Here is a 17325-nt window from a genome sequence, read left to right as displayed (position 1 = left end):
ACGCGTAGATCGGGGTCTCTTCCATCGCCCGCACCTACCCCGGTCCTCGGGGCCGCACACGTGAGGGTTGTCTCATCACGGCAGCGTCCGTGCGCTAGACGGCGAGGGCGACGGCTGGTGCTCCTTCAGGTCGTTGGTCGGGTCGCCGTTGATCCAGGTGATGACGAGGAAGACGATGAGCACGAGGATGATCGCGCCGACGGTCACCCCGCCCACCAGCTTGGCGGTCTGCGCGGGTGTCAGGTTCATGTCGATCAACCGTGGTAGCCCAGCACGGTGCTCAGCAGGAAGACCACCACGATCAGCATGACGAGCCCGGCCGCGACCAGCACGGGCGTCACCTGGGGGCGCGGCCTAGTGCTCAGCGGCTGCTTCGCGCCCGCGTGGCGTCGCCGTTCGTCGTCGGTCACGACGTCCAGTGCCCACCCGCGCGCGGCGCACACCTGATCCCGGCTGATCCCGGCTGGTCCGGGCCGAGTTGCGCGCGGTCGATCGGGTACCGGGACCGTGACAGGGGGAGGACGACCGTTGGGGACGATCACGTGGGAGGCCGGCCAGCACCGGCTGCGGCTGGCGGGCAGGTTTGAGGAGGGCGACCGGGGGGCCGTCGAGGACGCGCTCGCGGCCATCGGCGACCCGGGTCCGGTGTTCATCGTCGACCTGACCGCGGTCGACTCGCTGGACCCGTCCGTGGTCGAGATCCTCGCCGCCTGCGAGCGCGCCGAGGGCTGCCGGGTCAGCGTGCTGCGCCGCTCCGGGAGCGAGGTCGACCGGATGCTCAGCGAGCGGGGGGCGTGACGGCCGAGAGGTAGACCTGCCACTGCAGGCCGAGCAGGTCCTCCGGAGCGGCCGCCACCGTGACCGCGCCGGCTTCCATCAGCTCGGCCCGGCCGACGCCACCGGAGAGCAGCGCTACGCAGGCGAGACCGGCACGCGAGGCGGCCTCCACGTCGTACACGGTGTCGCCGACCAGGAGGGCCCGCTCGACGCCGTCCATGCGGCTCAGCGTCTCACCCACGAGGTCGGGCTCGGGCTTCGAGGCGTCCACGTCCTCGGAGGTCGTGAGCAGCTCGATGTCGCCGCCGATGCCCAGCATCTCGATGGCCTCCCGGGAGAACTGCGGGTCTCCGGACGACGCGAGTGCCACCCGGTAGCCCTCGTCGCGGAGCCCGGCGATCAGGGGGCGGGCGCCCGGGAGCGGACGGACCTCCTTCCGGAGCTCGAGGTACTCCTCCCGCCATGCGTCGCGCAGCAGGTCACCGAGCCGGTCCTCGGTCTCGTCGTCGGCGACCTGGGCGACGAGCCGGTCCCCGCCCATCCCGATCGCCCGGTGGATCCGCCACAGCGACTGCGCCACGTCGTGGCGGGCGAAGGCGCGGTGCCAGGCGACGGCGTGGTGGTAGGTCGAGTCGACGAGTGTGCCGTCGATGTCGAACAGCACGGCGGTGGTGGCGGTCATGACCGTGCGGTACCCAGGCGGTTGGCGGCATGCGCCGCGGGCGGCCGGGTACTTGCCCGGCATGGGAGAGCGTGAGCACACGAAGCAGCCGGTTGAGGAGCATCGCCCCGTCGACGCGCCCGGCGTGTCCGACGAGGAGGACCTGTCCCGCGCCGACGTCGCGGAGCGGGTCGACCTCGATCCGGACGAGCAGCCCAACCGGCCCGAGCAGGCCGACTTCGACGAGGCCGAGCGCCGGCAGTACGACGAGCCGCCGGTGGACCGGCCGATCGCCGAGTCGGACCGCCCCGAGGACCGCTGATCACTCCTCGTCGGCGAACCGCACCGGGGTGGGGTCCATCGACGCTCCGGTGTCGATCGCGGTGCTGTGCGCCGACGCGATGGTGGCGCGGACCCCCGGTCGCGGTCGACGCCCGCCGGGCACGAGATGTGCACGAGGTCGGTTCGGTGTGGGTCGGCGGTGGCCGAGAAGCCCTCGGTCGACAGCGCCGTGAGCACCACGACCGGGTCCTGCCCGGGCGGCACGTGATAGTCGAGGGTCGAGGTCGTCGGCCGCGCCAGGTCCTCGGCCACGGCCTCTCGCCGAGCCGCCCACGCCCGCACGCCGACGCCCACGGCGATCAGGATGACGACGAGCAGGATCAAGGGGACCAGCAGTGCGCCCATGGGCCCTCGGTGCCCGTCCCTCCGATCCGCAAACGGCTCAGGACCGGAGTCGCTCCAGCAGCGGACCGGCTGCTTCGTCGAGGAACCGGTCCTGGCCCTCGTCGCCGATCTGCACGATCGCGACGTCCGTGAACCCGGCGTCGACGTACGCCGTGATCGCCTCGGCGGCGCGATCGAGGTCGGGACCGCAGGGGATCGCGTCGGCCACGTCATCGGGGCGGACGAACTGGGTGGCGCCGGCGAACCCCGCCGGGGTGGGCAGGTCGGCGTTGACCTCCCAACCGCCGCCGAACCACCGGAACTGCTCGTGTGCGCGCCGTACGGCGGCCTCCTCGTCGGGGTCCCAGCAGATCGGGATCTGGCCGATCGCCCGCGCGCGCTCGCCGATCACGCGAGCGCCGTCGACGGCGTTCCAGGCGGTGATCAGCGACGGATCGGGCTCGACGCCGATCAGATGGTCCCCGAGGGGCGCGAAGGCCTCGACCGCGCGATCACCGGCGACGGCCAGACCGATCTCGACACCCTCCTCGGGGAGGTCCCAGATCCGTGCGGAGTCCACCTGGAAGTATTCGCCGCGGTGGTCGACCAGCTCGCCGGTGTGCAGCGCCCGGATGATCTCGACGGCCTCGCGGAGCATCTCCTGACGGTCCTGGATCGCGGGCCAGCCCGCACCGACCACGTGCTCGTTGAGGTTCTCTCCGCTGCCGAGACCGAGCGTGAAGCGGCCATCCGCCAGGATCTGCAGGGTCGCGGCCTTCTGGGCGACGACGGCCGGGTGGTAGCGCAGCGTCGGACAGGTCACGTACGTCATCAGCCCGACGCGCGAGGTCGCCTGGGCGACCGCGCCGAGGGTGGTCCACGCGTACGGCGCGTGCCCCTGCTCGACCGACCATGGCGAGTAGTGGTCGCTCATCACCTCGAAGTCGAAGCCGGCCCGCTCGGCGGCGCCGGCGTAGCGCAGCAGCTCGCGCGGCCCGCTCTGCTCGGTCATCAGCGTGTAGCCGAAGCTGGTCATCGCGCGTGGTGCTGGTCCAGCTCGTGCCTCATGTCGCCGAGGATCCGGGCCAGCAGCCGGGAGACCTGCATCTGGGTGACCCCGAGGTCGTCGCCGATCTCGGCCTGGGTGAGGTCCTCGAAGAAGCGCAGGTAGAGGATCCGGCGGTCCCGCTCCGAGAGCCGGCGGACGACGGGCTCGAGCATCAGTCGTGCGTCGCTGGCGTCGTGGTCCTCGTCGGTGTCGGGCAGCAGGTCGCCGAGCGTCGCCGACTCCGCGCCGACGGGCAGGTCGAGCGAGGTCGGCTGGAAGCAGCCGAGCGCGGCCATCGCCTCGTCGTACTCCTCGACGGGGATGTCGAGCTCGTCGGCGACCTCCTCGCCGGTGGGCTCGCGGCCGAGGTCCTGCTCGAGCTCGCGCACGACGGCGTTCGCGTGGCTCTGCAGCTCCTGGATCCGGCGCGGTGGCCGCACCGTCCAGCCCTGGTCGCGGAAGTAGCGCTGGAGCTCGCCGCGGATGGTGGGGACGGCGAAGGTGAGCAGGTCGTTGCGCAGGGACGGGTCGAAGCGGGTCACCGCCTTGGTGAGGCCCTCGTAGGCCACCTGGTTCAGGTCGTCCTGCGGCAGTCCGCGTTGGCGGTAGCGCCGGGCCACGGCCTCGGCGACCCCGCGGTTGATGAGCACGGCGCGGGCACGCAGGGCGTCGGCCTCGCCGCGATCTGGCGTCTCGTGCGCCGTCCGGAGCAGGGTGTCGGTCTGCTCGGCGCGCTCCGTGCGGCTGAGGCCGCAGTCGCTGGAGTGTGCCTCCGCGTCGGTCAGTGGGGGGAGCAGGGATGAGGATCGTGCCATCAGGTCACTCCATCTCGTCTGTGATGGTGCGCCCTGCCGACTCTCGGCAAGGTGAGGCTGCGTCCGGACTCACTGGCGACGCTACCCGCGCTGCCGACGGATACAAGCCGCCGACCTTCGTCGGCCGGGCATCGCCGGATCCGTCGGTGCCCGGCTCCCACCATGCGCCCTCCGGGGGAGGCGTCGTCTCACCCCAACGGGTCGAATCCTCCCGCCGATCCTGGGTACGGACGGTCATCCGAACGACGTCAGCAGGAGGGTGAGTCGTGAAGGCAGTGACCTGGCAGGGCCGGCAGGACATGAGGGTCGAGGAGGTCCCGGACCCCTCGATCGAGCAGCCGACCGACGCGATCGTGCGGATCACCAGCACCGGTCTGTGCGGGTCCGACCTGCACCTCTACGACCCGCTGGCGCCGTTCATGACTCCGGGCGACGTCGTCGGCCACGAGCCGATGGGCATCGTGGAGGAGGTCGGATCGGGTGTTCGCGACCTGAAGGCGGGAGACCGGGTCGTCGTCCCGTTCAACGTGAGCTGTGGTGACTGCTGGATGTGCGAGCGCGACCTCTACAGCCAGTGCGAGACCACCCAGAACCGCGACCAGGGCACCGGCGCGAGCCTCTTCGGCTACAGCAAGCTCTACGGCCAGGTGCCCGGCGGCCAGGCGGAGTACCTGCGGGTGCCGTTCGCCGACTTCCTGCCGGTCCGGGTGCCCGAGGGACCGCCGGACGAGCGGTTCCTCTACCTCTCCGACGTGCTGCCGACAGCGTGGCAGGGCGTGGAGTACGCCGCCGTGCCCGACGGCGGCACGCTACTGGTCCTCGGGGCCGGGCCGATCGGCGACATGGCGGCCCGGATCGCGCTCGACCGAGGAATACGGGTGATCGCGGTCGACTATGTGCCCGAGCGACTGGCCCGGGTGGCGGCCCGGGGCGCCGAGACGATCGACCTGGCCGAGTGCGACGACGTGCCGGCGGTGGTGCGCGAGCTGACCGACGGTCGCGGTGCCGACAGCGTGATCGACGCGGTGGGCATGGAGGCGCACGGGTCGCGGGTCGCTGAGACGGCACAGAAGGCGCTCGGCCTGCTGCCGAGCAGGGTCGCCGGCGCGGTGATGACGCGGGCCGGGATTGATCGGCTCGCCGCGTTGCAGACGGCGATCGAGGCGGTGCGCCGCGGCGGCACGATCTCGATCTCGGGGGTGTACGGCGGCGCGATGGACCCGCTCCCGATGATGCAGCTCTTCGACAAGCAGGTGCAGCTGCGGATGGGGCAGGCGAACGTGCGCGCCTGGACCGACCGGATCCTCGGCAGGCTCACCGAGGACGACGACCGGCTGGGGGTCGAGACGTTCGCCACCCACCGGCTGCCCCTCGACGAGGCCCCGGACGCGTACGCCAGGTTCCGGGCCAAGGAGGACGGCATGGTGAAGGTCGTCTTCCAGCTCTGACGACCTGTCCCTGCGACGAACGGACAACGGGGAAGGACGGTGGCATGGAGGACCGGCAGCGTCGGGAGACGGACCTGGTGCTCCGGGTCCACGACGCGCTGTTGCCGAAGGGAATCCCCGTCGTACCGGGCGTGGAGGTCTCTGCTCGCTACCTGCTCGCGGAGACCCATGTCGGCGGCGATTGGTTCGACGTGATCCCGCTCGAGGACGGCCGGCTCGTGGTCTGCGTCGGCGACGTCGTCGGGGCCGGTGTCGAGGCCTCGGCCGCGACGGGCGGGCTGCGCACGGTGTTCGACGACCGGGTCCGTGACGAGGGTGACCTCGCCGCCGCGCTCCGGGCGCTGGACCGGCGAGCGCGGCGCGCCCCGGAGACGCGGGCGACGACGATCTGCGCCGCGGCGGTCGACCCCGCGTCCGGCGACCTCTGCTACTGCACCGCGGGGCACCCCCCGCCGATCGTGGTCGATCCCTTTGGGCGCGCGTCGTACCTGCCGACCTCCGGCGCCGTCCCGCTGGGGAGCGGTGATGGCACGTTCCCGACGCTCACCCATCACCTCCGCAGGGGCGAGCTCGTGCTGCTCTACAGCGACGGTCTCGTGAAGCGGCCGGGTCGTACGCCGGCGGAGGGAGCCGCCGAGCTGCTGGAGGCCGTGAGCGGGAGCGTCGTCGGCCGGCTCGACGGCACCGACGGGACGGACGACCAGCTCGCCGACCGGGTGTCCCGCGGGATCCTGGAGCTGGTGACGAGCGCCACGGGCTATGACGACGACATCACCCTGGTGGCGCTGCGGCGGGTCGAGCCGATCGCGCCGCTGCTGCTGGAGCTGCCGGCGATCCCCGATGCGGCGCGCGCCGCGCGGGCCGATCTCGGCGCCTGGATGGCGCCGTTGCACGTGAGTGTGCTGGACGACCTCGCGGTGCGGCATGCGGTCGGCGAGCTGGTGGCGAACGCGGCAGAGCACGCCTACGAGCAGCCGGGGGTGCAGGACCAGGTGCGCCTCACCGCCGTGCTGGAACCCACCGGCGTGCTGGCGGTGCAGGTCGTCGACGACGGTCGCTGGCGGGACCGGCCCGACATCCCGGGCAACCGGGGCCGGGGCCTGGCCCTGGTGCGCGGGTTCATGGACGACCTCACCCTGGAGCGGGGGGAGTTCGGCACCCGGGCCACGATCCGGCACCTGCTGACGCGCCCGGCCGTGATCCTGCGTGGTGCGCCGTCCGGACGCCTCGGGCCCGTGGCGGCTCGGGGCTTCCGGCTGGAGGTCGACGGGCACCGGCTCGCGGTGGTCGGCGATCTCGATCAGGAGGGCGCCGACGAGCTCCGCCGGACCCTGATCCTGAGCTCGCAGGGGGGCACTCGGGCGTTGGAGGTCGACCTGTCGGGCGTTCGGGTGCTCACCAGCGCCGGCGTGCAGGTGCTGCTGGACGCGCGTGCCGAGGGGGAGGTGCGGCTGCTGGCGCCCGCCGGGTCGCCGGCCCAGCATGTGCTCGAGCTCGTGCAGGTGCCGTACGAGGCCTGAACGCCCGTCGCCCTCAGCCTTGGGGCGGCTTGTCCGGAGCGCCGGCTCCTTCGCCCTCGCGGGTGAAGAACGAGATCCTGCCGTCCGCCTCGAGCACGGCGTACTCGATCTCGGAGGTGCGCCTGATGCCCTGCTCGCGGGCGGCGACCAGCAGGTCGGCGAGCGACAGGCGCTGCTCGTCCATGCTCTCCTCGACCGGCGAACCGTCGGCGAAGACGAGGACCGGCCGCCCGGTGACGACCGGACGCGTTCTCGGGACCCGCCACTGCAACCACGACAGCCCGACGGTCAGCAGCGCGAACGTGCCCACGGCGAGGAACGCGGCCGTCACCGAGTAGTCCTGCTGGGTGACCGCCTGCTGCACCAGGTCGCCCATCGTCACGTAGAGCAGCAGCTCGAAGGTGCTGAGCTCGCCGAGCGTCGCGCGGCCCGCCGCGCGGGTAACCAGCCAGAGGAACAGGAACACCACCAGGGCGCGGATCACGATCTCCACAGGTCCTCCTACGGCAGCAGCCGGGTGCGGAAGTCGGTGGCGGCCACCCGGTCGCCGTCGACCACGACGGCGACGGTCCCGTCGCGGCCGGTCTGGGCGGAGGGCTGGACGTACGCGTCGTACGCCACCACGAACGTGTCGCCGGGCGGTGCCGTGAAGGTCAGGTAGAGCGTGTGTCCGTCGCGGGTCTCGTCGGACGGCTCGGGGTCGAACCCCTGCGACTCGAAGATGTCGAAGTAGTCGCCCGTGACGGCGAGGGTCAGCTCCTTGTCGAAGCCGCCCGGGTGGGTGACCGTCACCTGCCACGGGACGTCGAGGCCGGGGCGGGCGACCGACGCGTGCTCCACCGTGAGCGTCCACCCCGCCTCGTCGCTGCTCGCGGTCGTCGTGCGAACGCCGAGGAGGCCGAACAGTCCGGCGAGCACGAACAGCAGCAGCGCCAGCAGGAAGAGGCGCCGCAGCCAGGCCGCCGGGCGTCCCGGACGGCCGGTCTCGACGCCCGAGAGCGTGGAGGTCGTGGCGTCCACGGATCCGGTCTAACACCGTGGGTACGGCGTGCCGGCCCGACACGCCGCGTTGCTCCGGCCCGTCGCCGGGTACCCGACGACCATGGCGGCCGTGAACGAGCGCACGATGGACGCGAGCGCAGAGGCGATCTGGGACGTCCTGGCGGACGGATGGCTCTACCCCCTCTGGGTGGTGGGCGCGTCCCGGATGCGGGACGTCGACCGGCACTGGCCGGACGTCGGCTCCCGGCTCCACCATTCCGTGGGAGTCTGGCCCCTCCTCGTCGACGACGAGACCGAGGTGCTCGACGTGATCCCAGGGGAGGCGCTGACGTTGCACGCCAGGGCGCGCCCGACCGGCACGGCGGAGGTGGCGCTCCGCCTCGAGCCACGCGGCGCCGAGACCCGGGTGGTCATCGAGGAGGACGCCGTCGCGGGTCCCGGACTGCTGGTGCCCAGGCCCCTGCGCGAGCTCGGCCTCACCTGGCGCAACGTGGAGAGCCTGCGCCGGTTGGCTTACCTCGCCGAGCGTCGTGCCCGCCGAAGCCACGAGGCATCGTGACCGAGTGGGACGCCGTCGTCGTCGGCTCCGGGCCCAACGGCCTGGTCGCGGCCAACCTGCTCGCGGACGCCGGCTGGTCGGTGCTGGTGTTGGAGGCCCAGCGCAGCCCCGGCGGCGCGGTGCGCAGCGACCGCGACGTGGACCCGGACTTCGTCCACGACACGATGAGCTCGTTCTATCCGTTGGCGGCCGCGTCGCCGGTGGTCGCGCGTCTCGGCCTGGAGGCGCACGGGCTGCGCTGGCGCCACGCGCCGGCGGTGCTCGGCCACTTCCACCCGGAGTCCGGGGGCTGGGCGGTCCTGCACCGCGATCGGCAGGTGACCGCCGATCTCCTGGATCAGCACGACCCCGGTGACGGTGCGGCCTGGCTGGCCCTCTGCGAGTCGTGGGACGCGATCGGGGAGTCGCTGATCGGCGCGCTGCTCTCGCCGTTCCCGCCCCTGCGCAGTGGGCTCGCCACCGCGCGCAGGCTGCCGCGGGCCGGCGGCCTGGACCTGGTCCGCTCGCTGCTGATGCCGGCGTCCACCCTCGCTCGGCAACGCTTCGCCGGCGAGCGCGGCCGGCTGCTCATGGCCGGCAACGCCAGTCACGCCGACATCCCGCTCGACGCGCCGGGATCGGGCCTGATGGCGGTGTTGCTGGCGATGCTGGGGCAGACGGTCGGCTGGCCGGCGCCCGAGGGTGGCGCGGGTCGGCTCTCGGAGGCACTGGTACGCCGCCTCGAGGACGCCGGGGGGACCCTGCGCTGCTCGGCGGAGGTGGTCCGGATCGAGGTCGAGGACCGGCGCGCGACCGGGGTCCGACTGGCGGACGGCGAGCGCATCTCCGCCGGGGTCGTCCTGGCCGACGTCGCCGCCCCACGTCTCTACGGAGGGCTGGTCCGCCCGGAGGACCTGCCGTCGCGCACGCTGCGCCGGATGCGCGGCTTCCAGCTGGACCCGGCGACCCTCAAGGTCGACTGGGCGCTCACGGGCCCCGTGCCCTGGGCGGTCCCGCCGCCGTACCGGCCCGGCACCGTGCACGTGGCCGACTCGGTCGCCGAGCTGACCGAGACCTACGCCCAGATCGAGGCCGGGGCGGTGCCGGCCCGGCCGTTCCTGCTCGTGGGGCAGATGACGACGACCGACGAGGGCCGCTCGCCCGTCGGCACGGAGTCGGCGTGGGCCTACACGCACATGCCGCAGCAGGTCCGGCGGGACGCCGGGGACGACGGCGTCACCGGACGCTGGGACCACGACGACTGCGAGCGGCTGGCCGACCGGATGCAGGCGCGGATGGAGCGGCTCGCCCCGGGCTTCGGCGACCTGGTGCGTGCCCGGCGCGTGCTCGGACCGCGAGAGCTGGAGGCGCGCAACGCCAACCTCGTCGGCGGGGCCATCAACGGCGGCACGGCCCAGCTCCACCAGCAGCTCGTCTTTCGCCCCATCCCCGGCACCGGCCGGGCCGAGACGCCCGTGCGCGGTCTCTACCTCGCCTCGGCCGCCGCCCACCCCGGCGGCGGGGTGCACGGCGCGGCCGGCAGCAACGCGGCCCGCGCGGCGCTGGCGGCCCGCCGGATCAGGCGGACGGTCTCCCGGATGCCCTGGACCTCATGAGCCGTCCCGGCCCTCGGGGTTGCCCCGGGTCAGCCGTAGCTGGCGACCACGCTCGACGTCGGTCCGCGCCTTCCGCGCGGCCTTGTCGCTCTTGCGGGTATCGCGGGCCGGCAGCTGGATGACCTCCTCGGCGGGCATGCCCGCCTGCAGCTCGCGGCCGCGCTCCAGCTCGGCGTCCAGCTCGGCGCCGAAGAGCAGCGCGAGGTTGGTGATCCAGAGCCAGAGCAGGAAGACCACGACCCCGGCGAGCGAGCCGTAGGTGCGGTTGTAGCTGGAGAAGTTCGCGACGTAGAAGCCGAACGCCGCCGACGCCACGACGCAGGTCAGGATCGCCACCACGGCGCCCACGCTGACCCAGCGGAAGCGGGGCTGCCGCACGTTGGGAGTGGCGTAGTAGAGCAGCGCCACGATGAGCACCACGACGGCCAGCAGTACCGGCCACTTGGCGATGTTCCAGACCAGCACCGCCGTGTCGCCGAGACCCACCGCGTCGCCGACGGCCCGGGCCGCGGGACCGGTGAGGACGAGCCCGAGGGCGACCAGCGCGGTGAGGACGACGGTGATCAGCGTGACCAGCAGCATCGCCGGGCGCAGCTTCCAGATCGGCCGGCCCTCGGGGACCTCGTAGATCCGGTTCATGCCGCGCCCGAACGCGCCGACGTACCCGGACGCCGACCACAGCGCGAGCGCGAGGCCGAGGAGCAGGCCGAGGCCGGCGTTGCTGGTGCGGCTGAGCTCGGTGAGCGTGGGCTCGAGCGTGTCGGCGGCGCCGGTCGCGCCGACGTCGCGCAGGATCTGCAGCAGCGTGTCGACGGTCTGTGCACCCTGCCCGACGAGGCCGACCAGCGACAGCATCGCGATCGCTGCGGGGAAGAGCGCGAGCACGGAGTAGTAGGTCAGCGCCGCGGCGAGATCCGTGCACTCGTCGTCGGAGAACTCCCGGATCGACTTGCGTACGACGTACCGCCACGACGGCTTGGTCAGGTCGGTGGGGGAGCTCGGCTTGCGTGGGTCGTCGGGGTGCGGCGCCTCGACAGAGTCGGGCTCGTCGGTGGTGTCCGCCTCGGCGTGCTTGCCCGCCATCGCCTGCTCCTCTCGTGCGGGTGTGTCGGAGACGGTGCCCGTCGGGGCGGCCCTCATGCGGATCGGCGGTCGGGGTGCCGGAAACGGGCGGGTCGTGCAGGTAGGTTGCCTGGGTGCTCGCGATCGTCGCTCCCAGCCCGGAGGCTCTCCCTGCCCGCGGACGGCTCACGATCGACCCCGCCCGGTCGATCTGAGCGCGGTGAGCATGCGCAAGCTCCTCCTGGGCCCGATCGTCCTCGCGGTCCTGCTCGCCCTCGTGCCGGTCTACGGGCCTGCCCAGGCCGCGCGCGAACGCGCCCCGAAGCCCGTGGTCTTCCCGCGTGCCTACACGAAGGCACACCCGATGCGGGTGATGTTCGTGGGCGACTCGATGACCCACGGGCACCCGGGCTCGGCGACCTACCGCTACTGGATGTGGCGTGAGTTCCAGGCGCAGCGGGTGCCGGCCCGCTTCGTCGGGCCGCGCACCGACCTGCGCTCGACGTACCCGAGGAAGGACCTCGCCCCGGGGGAGTACAACTACGAGCACACCGATCACGGGTTCGGCCGCCAGCTGGCGCACGCGGCGCAGGGCGGGTCGCGGTTCGCCTACCACCTGCCGCGGATCGCCGGCGAGATCCGCACCTACCGACCCGACGTGGTCGTGCTCGAGCTCGGCTTCAACGACGCCACCACGCGCTCGGCGTGGAGCATCGCCCGCGACACCGCGACCCTGCTGCGGCGGATCTGGTCCGTGGAGCCGCAGACCCGGGTCGTGGTCGGCGAGATCCCCAGCTCCGGTCGGGAGGAGGGGGTCAACATCAAGGCGAGCCGGAAGAACTCGCGCACGGCGTACGCCAACGAGCTGATCTCGCGGAGGATCGGCTCGGACCCGCGAGTCGCGATCGCCCACCTCCGCACCAACCCGGCACACCCGTGGGACCCCCGGCTCTACACCTTCGACAACGTGCACCCGAACCCGACGGGGGAGACGCTCTTCGCCGAGAACTTCTCGCTGGCGTTCGCCGAGCTCCGGGTGTTCCGCAGGCCGGTGCACGTCTTCCACCAGGAGGACTGGACGCCGCGGATCACGCTGCCGGTGTCCGGCGGCACCGGACTCGCGGTCGCCAACCTGCTCACCGTGCGCCAGATGACCTACGCGACGAGGGCGCGGGTGCGGGTCTGGACCGCGCCGAAGGGCGGCACGCTGGTGGCCGAGAGCACGTGGAGCAAGGACGACTACGCCGCGGTCCGTCTGGACCCCGGCACCTACTGGGTCGAGCCGATCGCCGCCCGTCGCGAGCTGGTCAGCGCGCCCGGGGCCCGGGTTCCGGTCACCGTCTCCTGACGACGGGCCGTCGGGTCAGCGCGTCGCCTCGGGGCGCTTGACGGCGTACCGCACGTGGGTGGCGTACGGCGAGCTCCAGGTGCCGAGCACCTCGAGGTCGAGGTCCTGCTCGAAGCCCTCGAACAGCCGCTTGCCGCCGCCGAGGACCACCGGCGCGATGGAGAGCGCGAGCTCGTCGACCACCCCGGCTGCCAGGCCCTGGCGGATCAGGTCGGCGCCGCCGCCGAGGGACACGTCGTCGTCCCCGGCGAGGTCCCGCGCCTGGGACAGAGCCGCGTCGAAGCCGTCGACGAACAGGAAGCCGGCGCTCGGGTCCGGCTGGTCGCCGGTCCGGTGGGTGAGCACGATCAGCGTGCCGGGGAACGGGTTGGTGCCGCCCCAGGCGCCCGCCGCGTCGTACATGTTGCGACCGACGATGCCGCAGCCCAGACTCGCGGTGAGCGCCTCGTAGTACTCCCGGTCCGGCCCGTGCATGCCGTCGGTGTCGCGCCCGTCGTCGGCGTAGGACCAGGGCCCGCCCATCACCCAGTAGTGAAGCCGCTCACCGCCGATGCCGAGGCCGTACTGCGGGCCGTCCTCCGGGCCCACGACGTAGCCGTCCACCGAGGTGCTGATGGCTGCGATGACCTTGCTCATGATGCCTCCCTCGTCGCGTCGATCACGCAGACCGGGTGCCCTCGCCGAACTCATCGGCTCGGTACGCCGTCGGGCCGTGCTCACCCCGGCGGGCTCGTCGACGCCCGCGTCGTGGAGTCAGAGGTGCGTCGGCCGGCTCGGCCAGAGGGCGTTGCGTCCGAGCAGCCGGATGCAGGCCGGCACCAGCAGCGGCCGGATGACGAAGGTGTCGAGCAGGATGCCGATCGCCATGGCCAGGCCGAACTGATACAGCTCGCGAATGGGCTGGGTCATCAGCACGGCGAAGGTGCCGGCCAGGATGACACCGGCGGAGGAGATGACGCCGCCGGTCCGGACGATCGCGGTGCGCAGCGCGGCGGCTGGGTCCTGGGTGGCCAGCTCCTGGCGATATCTGGTCATCATGAAGATCGTGTAGTCCACGCCGAGGGCGACGAGGAAGACCAGCACGTAGACCGCGACCCGGTTCCCGATGCCGAGGTCGCCCCCGACCGTGATGGTGATGAAGGCGGTCAGGCCCATCGTCGCGGCGTACGACGCGACGAGCGTCGCGGTCAGGTAGACCGGCGCCAGCACCGAGCGCAGCACGATGCCGAGGATGACCGCGACGGCCAGGAGCATGACGGCGCCCACGACGAGGAGGTCGCGGTCGAGTGCCTCTCGCGTGTCGGCCGCGACGGCGGTCTCGCCGCCGATCAGGACCTCGACGTCGTGGACTCCGGCCTGGCCGGCGGCCTCGTGGACGCTCGCGCGGAGCTGAGGGACGCGGTCCATCGCCTCGGCGCCGTACGGGTTCGCGTCGAGGGTGACGTCGATGCCGACCGAGCGGTCGTCGGGTGACGTCGTGGTGGCGCCGAGACCGGCCACCCCGGGAGCGCTGGTGAGAGCCGTCCGGATGGTCTCGACCTGTCGCTCGTCGATCGGGGCTTCCGAGCGGACGATGACCCGGCTGGGGGCGATGGCACCGGGTCCGAACGCGTCGCCGAGCAGCTCGCTGCCGGCGGCCGACTCGGTCTCGATGCGGAAGCCGCTGACGAGGTCGAAGGTCTGGTGCACGCCGATCAGCCCGGTCGACAGCAGTGCCAGGGCGGCAAGGCCGCCGGCCAGGACGCGCCGCGGTGCGCCGATGGCGAGGTCGGCGACTCGGCTCCAGGTCCGTGGGTCGCGGAGTGGCTGCCCCAGGACCGGGGCTCGGCGCGGCCAGAAGGCGAAGCGGCCGGTGAGCACGAGCAGCGCCGGGGTCAGCGTGAACGCGACCGCCGCCATCGAGACGACGCCGATGGCCAGGTAGGGGCCGAAGGCATGGAGCGTCGGCGTCACCGCTGTCAGAAGGGCGAGCACCGCGGCGACGATCGTCGACATGCTCGCGAGCAGGGCGGCGGACACGGACCGGGTCGCGGCGGCGACGGCGACGCTCGGATCGTCGGTGGTCGACAGTGCCTCGCGGAAGCGCGAGAAGATGATCAGCGCGTAGTCCGTGCCCACGCCGAACAGCAGCACCGTCATGATCGATGCGGTCTGGCCACTGATCTGGATGAGCCCCGCTTCGGCGAGCAGCGCACCGAGGCCCTCGGCGAGCCGCATGGCGAACCCGACCCCCACCAGCGACACGACCACGAGGACCGGCGAGCGGTAGATCGCGAACAGCAGCACGATCACGAGCGCCACGGTGCCGAGCAGCAGCACCTTGTTGCTGCCGCCGAAGACCTTGACCGCGTCGACGACGATGGCCGCCGGGCCGGCCACGGACACGTCGACGTCCGCCGGTGCGTGCGCCGAGGCGATCTCGCGCAGCTGGACGACCGCATCGCGGAACTGATCGTCGGCGGGGTCACCGGTGAGCGCCACGACGACCGCCTCGGCGGTCCCGTCCGCGGTCGCCAGGCCGGCGCCGGCGGGTCCGGAGCGGGAGTCGAGGATGCCCGCGACCGGGTCGAGGTCCGCAGACTCGATCGCGGCGGTGATCGCGCCCGCGGCGTCGCGGGTCGAGTCGGGTGAGTCGGAGCGGATCACCACGATGGCGGGCGGCGTCGAGTCGACGCCGAGCTCGGTCCGGGCGAGGGCCGCGGCCCTCATGGACATGGAGTCGGCCGGGGGATTGTCGTCGTCGTTGCTCTCGACCGAGTCCAGCGACGGGGCGAGCGCGGCGAGGGCGCCGACCAGGATCACCCACCCGAGCACCACGAGCCAGGCAGCGCGTCGGGAGAAGCGTGACCGAGGAGATCCGAATGAGCTCACGGTGCCGAGTGAAGCGGGCTTCTCGCCCCGCCACATCCGGCGTTGGTCCGGACCTGCCTCTAACTTTCGATGGGGGCGCGGCTCGGTGGTCAGGATTCGAGCGGAACCAGGCCGAGTTGACGAGCGCGGGCGACGGCGGCGGTGCGGGACCTGACGTCGAGCTTGGCGAAGACCTGCACCAGGTGGGACTTCACGGTGCCCTCGCTCAGGAAGAGCGCCCGTGCGACGTCGCGGTTGGACTTGCCGGTCGCCACCGATCTCAGGACCTCGAGCTCGCGGGGCGTCAGTCGTGCGGTCGGCGCGCGCAGGGTGTCGAGGATCCGCGCTGCGATGGCGGGGGGAAGCGTGGAGCCGCCCGCGGCCGCGGTCCGCACGGCCGCCCAGAGCTCAGCGGGCGGTGCGTCCTTGAGCAGGTAGCCGTTCGCACCCGCCTCCAGGGCCCGCAGGATCTCGTGGTCGGTGTCGTAGTTCGTCACCACCAGCACCTGGGGTGGCCGGGGGAGTGCGCGGATGCGGCGAGTGGCGTCCACGCCAGTCTCGGCCTCCCCGCTGAATCGCAGGTCCATGAGCACCACGTCGGGTCGGACCTCCACCGTCAGCCGTACGGCGTGCGCGACCGTGGCCGCCTCACCGACGATCTCGACCTCGGCGGAGTGCCGGTCGAGCAGGGCGCGCAGGCCGGCGCGCACGATGGCGTGGTCGTCGGCGATCAGGATGCGGATCATGCCGGCACCCCCGCCGGCGCCGTCGCCGGACCGCTCATCGCGGGGATGGGGAAGGTGGCCGAGAGGGCGGTGTGGCCGGCCTCGGACTCCACCGAGAACTCGCCGCCCAGGTCGCGGACGCGGGCGCGCATCGTCGTCAGGCCGAAGGCGCGGTTGCGCCCCGCGGTCAGCGTCGTCGGATCGAAGCCGACTCCGTCGTCGACGACATCGAGCCGGACCGCGTCGACACCCCAGCTCAGGCTGACGACGGCTCGAGCCTGAGATCCCGCATGTCGGTCGACGTTGCCCACGGCGCCCTGCGCGATGCGGACCAGTGCCGCCTCCACCGACGGGGCCAGCGCGACGGGCGCACCGTCCACGTCGAGCCTGACCGGGGCGATGGCTCGCGAGCAGACCTGCGCCAGGGCCGAGGCCAGCGTCGAGTCGACGAGATCGGCGGGTCCGAGCTCGTCCATGATGTGCCGGGTCTCCGAGAGCGCGGCGGCGGCCGTCTCCCGTGCCATGGAGATCCGCTCCCTGGACCGAGGGGGGACGTCGCTCCCGTCGGCGGCGTGGAGCAGCATCTGGATGCTGCTCAGGCTCTGGGCGACCGCGTCGTGTATCTCCCGGGCCAGGCGCTGGCGCTCGGCCGCCTGCCCGGCGGTGCGCTCGGACCGGGCCAGTTCGGAGCGGGTGAGATGGAGCTCGTCGATGAGGTCCTGCTGCCTGCTGAGCATGTCGAACAGCAGGCGATACCCCAGGCCCAGCAGCACGGAGATGACGGCCCCGAGCACGGGCGCCGCCAGCAGCGCGACCGGGTCTCCGTGGGCGGCGGACACGACGACGTCGAAGACCGTCATGGCGAGGACGCAGGCGAGCGCCTGAGTGACCCTCAGGTCGATCAGGAAGACCAGGAACAGCCCGACCGAGATGTACGCGGCGTCGGCCCCCAGCACGGTCAGGGACGCCCAGATCGTGACCATCGCCGCGAGCAGGACGCCGCGGGTCCGCGGCGAGGCGACCTGCTCGCGAACGACGTACGCGAGGGCGAAGGCCGTCACGAGGCCCGCGATCGGCCCGGTGCGCGGCTGGGAGAGGAGGACGGCACGGAGCAGCACGACCGACGCGAGGGTGAGGACGAGCGTGTGCAGTCCCCAACGCAGCCGGCCGGAGCTCGGCCGCGGGGAGTGATCGGGCACGCATCGAGTGTACGAACGGGGAACGATCGGCCGGTCGCCGCCCGGCGGCG

General features: G+C 72.7%; 19 protein-coding genes. 7 read left to right on the top strand and 12 right to left on the bottom strand.

Features of this window, described 5'->3' with window-relative positions:
- Positions 1 to 75: 75 nt before the first annotated feature.
- A complete protein-coding gene (locus KM427_RS16400; protein ID WP_183594056.1) occupies positions 76 to 249 on the bottom strand; it encodes a hypothetical protein in 174 nt (57 codons plus the stop codon).
- 5 nt (positions 250 to 254) lie between these two features.
- Positions 255 to 410: a hypothetical protein gene (locus KM427_RS16395; protein WP_215524590.1), complete on the bottom strand. Its 156-nt coding sequence runs from the start codon at positions 408 to 410 to the stop codon at positions 255 to 257.
- Between the two features lie 118 nt (positions 411 to 528).
- On the opposite strand from KM427_RS16395, the gene KM427_RS16390 reads away from it, so the two are divergent.
- The gene (locus KM427_RS16390; protein WP_183594058.1) at positions 529 to 798 is read left to right on the top strand and encodes a hypothetical protein; all 270 of its coding nucleotides are present in this window, start codon (positions 529 to 531) and stop codon (positions 796 to 798) included.
- Here the strand turns inward: KM427_RS16390 and KM427_RS16385 are convergent.
- Positions 779 to 1459 carry an HAD family hydrolase gene (locus KM427_RS16385; RefSeq protein ID WP_215524589.1) on the bottom strand — a complete coding sequence of 227 codons (681 nt, stop codon included), beginning with the start codon at positions 1457 to 1459 and terminating at the stop codon, positions 779 to 781. The genes KM427_RS16390 and KM427_RS16385 overlap by 20 nt on opposite strands.
- A gap of 61 nt (positions 1460 to 1520) precedes the next feature.
- On the opposite strand from KM427_RS16385, the gene KM427_RS16380 reads away from it, so the two are divergent.
- On the top strand, positions 1521 to 1760 hold the full coding sequence (locus KM427_RS16380) for a hypothetical protein (protein ID WP_215524588.1): 240 nt from the start codon (positions 1521 to 1523) through the stop codon (positions 1758 to 1760).
- Between the two features lie 402 nt (positions 1761 to 2162).
- Here KM427_RS16380 and KM427_RS16375 read toward each other — a convergent pair whose 3' ends face one another.
- Both KM427_RS16375 and KM427_RS16370 read right to left on the bottom strand, forming a co-directional pair.
- Complete coding sequence (locus tag KM427_RS16375) at positions 2163 to 3140, bottom strand: LLM class F420-dependent oxidoreductase (RefSeq protein ID WP_215524587.1); 978 nt, start codon at positions 3138 to 3140, stop codon at positions 2163 to 2165.
- Complete coding sequence (locus KM427_RS16370; protein ID WP_215524586.1) at positions 3137 to 3967, bottom strand: sigma-70 family RNA polymerase sigma factor; 831 nt, start codon at positions 3965 to 3967, stop codon at positions 3137 to 3139. The genes KM427_RS16375 and KM427_RS16370 overlap by 4 nt, the downstream gene beginning before the upstream one ends.
- Before the next feature lie 266 nt (positions 3968 to 4233).
- On the opposite strand from KM427_RS16370, the gene KM427_RS16365 reads away from it, so the two are divergent.
- Both KM427_RS16365 and KM427_RS16360 read left to right on the top strand, forming a co-directional pair.
- Complete coding sequence (locus tag KM427_RS16365) at positions 4234 to 5415, top strand: zinc-dependent alcohol dehydrogenase (protein WP_215524585.1); 1182 nt, start codon at positions 4234 to 4236, stop codon at positions 5413 to 5415.
- Positions 5416 to 5459: 44 nt separating this feature from the next.
- Positions 5460 to 6935, top strand: a complete 1476-nt coding sequence (locus KM427_RS16360) for a SpoIIE family protein phosphatase (RefSeq protein WP_215524584.1) — start codon at positions 5460 to 5462, stop codon at positions 6933 to 6935.
- Positions 6936 to 6948: 13 nt separating this feature from the next.
- Here the strand turns inward: KM427_RS16360 and KM427_RS16355 are convergent, their stop codons facing one another.
- Together KM427_RS16355 and KM427_RS16350 are read right to left on the bottom strand one after the other, a co-directional pair.
- Positions 6949 to 7428, bottom strand: a complete 480-nt coding sequence (locus KM427_RS16355) for a DUF421 domain-containing protein (RefSeq protein ID WP_183594066.1) — start codon at positions 7426 to 7428, stop codon at positions 6949 to 6951.
- 8 nt (positions 7429 to 7436) lie between these two features.
- Positions 7437 to 7955, bottom strand: a complete 519-nt coding sequence (locus KM427_RS16350; RefSeq protein WP_215524583.1) for a hypothetical protein — start codon at positions 7953 to 7955, stop codon at positions 7437 to 7439.
- Between the two features lie 82 nt (positions 7956 to 8037).
- On the opposite strand from KM427_RS16350, the gene KM427_RS16345 reads away from it, so the two are divergent.
- Together KM427_RS16345 and KM427_RS16340 are read left to right on the top strand one after the other, a co-directional pair.
- Positions 8038 to 8496 carry an SRPBCC family protein gene (locus tag KM427_RS16345; RefSeq protein WP_183594067.1) on the top strand — a complete coding sequence of 153 codons (459 nt, stop codon included), beginning with the start codon at positions 8038 to 8040 and terminating at the stop codon, positions 8494 to 8496.
- Positions 8493 to 10091 carry a phytoene desaturase family protein gene (locus tag KM427_RS16340; RefSeq protein WP_215524582.1) on the top strand — a complete coding sequence of 533 codons (1599 nt, stop codon included), beginning with the start codon at positions 8493 to 8495 and terminating at the stop codon, positions 10089 to 10091. Before KM427_RS16345 ends, KM427_RS16340 begins: the two co-directional genes overlap by 4 nt.
- Here KM427_RS16340 and KM427_RS16335 read toward each other — a convergent pair.
- Complete coding sequence (locus KM427_RS16335; protein WP_215524581.1) at positions 10086 to 11174, bottom strand: YihY/virulence factor BrkB family protein; 1089 nt, start codon at positions 11172 to 11174, stop codon at positions 10086 to 10088. The two genes, KM427_RS16340 and KM427_RS16335, sit on opposite strands and share 6 nt — an antisense overlap.
- Before the next feature lie 205 nt (positions 11175 to 11379).
- Here KM427_RS16335 and KM427_RS16330 point away from each other — a divergent pair, with 205 nt between their 5' ends.
- Entirely contained in the window at positions 11380 to 12501 is a 1122-nt protein-coding gene (locus KM427_RS16330; protein WP_215524580.1) for an SGNH/GDSL hydrolase family protein, read from the top strand.
- 15 nt (positions 12502 to 12516) lie between these two features.
- Here KM427_RS16330 and KM427_RS16325 read toward each other — a convergent pair whose 3' ends face one another.
- From KM427_RS16325 to KM427_RS16310, 4 genes are all read right to left on the bottom strand, one after another.
- Complete coding sequence (locus KM427_RS16325; RefSeq protein WP_215524579.1) at positions 12517 to 13137, bottom strand: dihydrofolate reductase family protein; 621 nt, start codon at positions 13135 to 13137, stop codon at positions 12517 to 12519.
- A gap of 117 nt (positions 13138 to 13254) precedes the next feature.
- Positions 13255 to 15372: an MMPL family transporter gene (locus KM427_RS16320; protein ID WP_215524578.1), complete on the bottom strand. Its 2118-nt coding sequence runs from the start codon at positions 15370 to 15372 to the stop codon at positions 13255 to 13257.
- Between the two features lie 89 nt (positions 15373 to 15461).
- Entirely contained in the window at positions 15462 to 16097 is a 636-nt protein-coding gene (locus KM427_RS16315) for a response regulator (protein WP_215524577.1), read from the bottom strand.
- Positions 16094 to 17275: a sensor histidine kinase gene (locus KM427_RS16310; protein WP_215524576.1), complete on the bottom strand. Its 1182-nt coding sequence runs from the start codon at positions 17273 to 17275 to the stop codon at positions 16094 to 16096. Before KM427_RS16310 ends, KM427_RS16315 begins: the two co-directional genes overlap by 4 nt.
- Positions 17276 to 17325: the final 50 nt, after the last annotated feature.

This window comes from Nocardioides sp. LMS-CY (genome assembly GCF_018732145.1).
Taxonomy (GTDB): Bacteria; Actinomycetota; Actinomycetes; order Propionibacteriales; family Nocardioidaceae; genus Nocardioides; species Nocardioides soli.
Note: the sequence above shows the minus strand (reverse complement) of the source record. Positions and strands in the feature narration are given on the sequence as shown.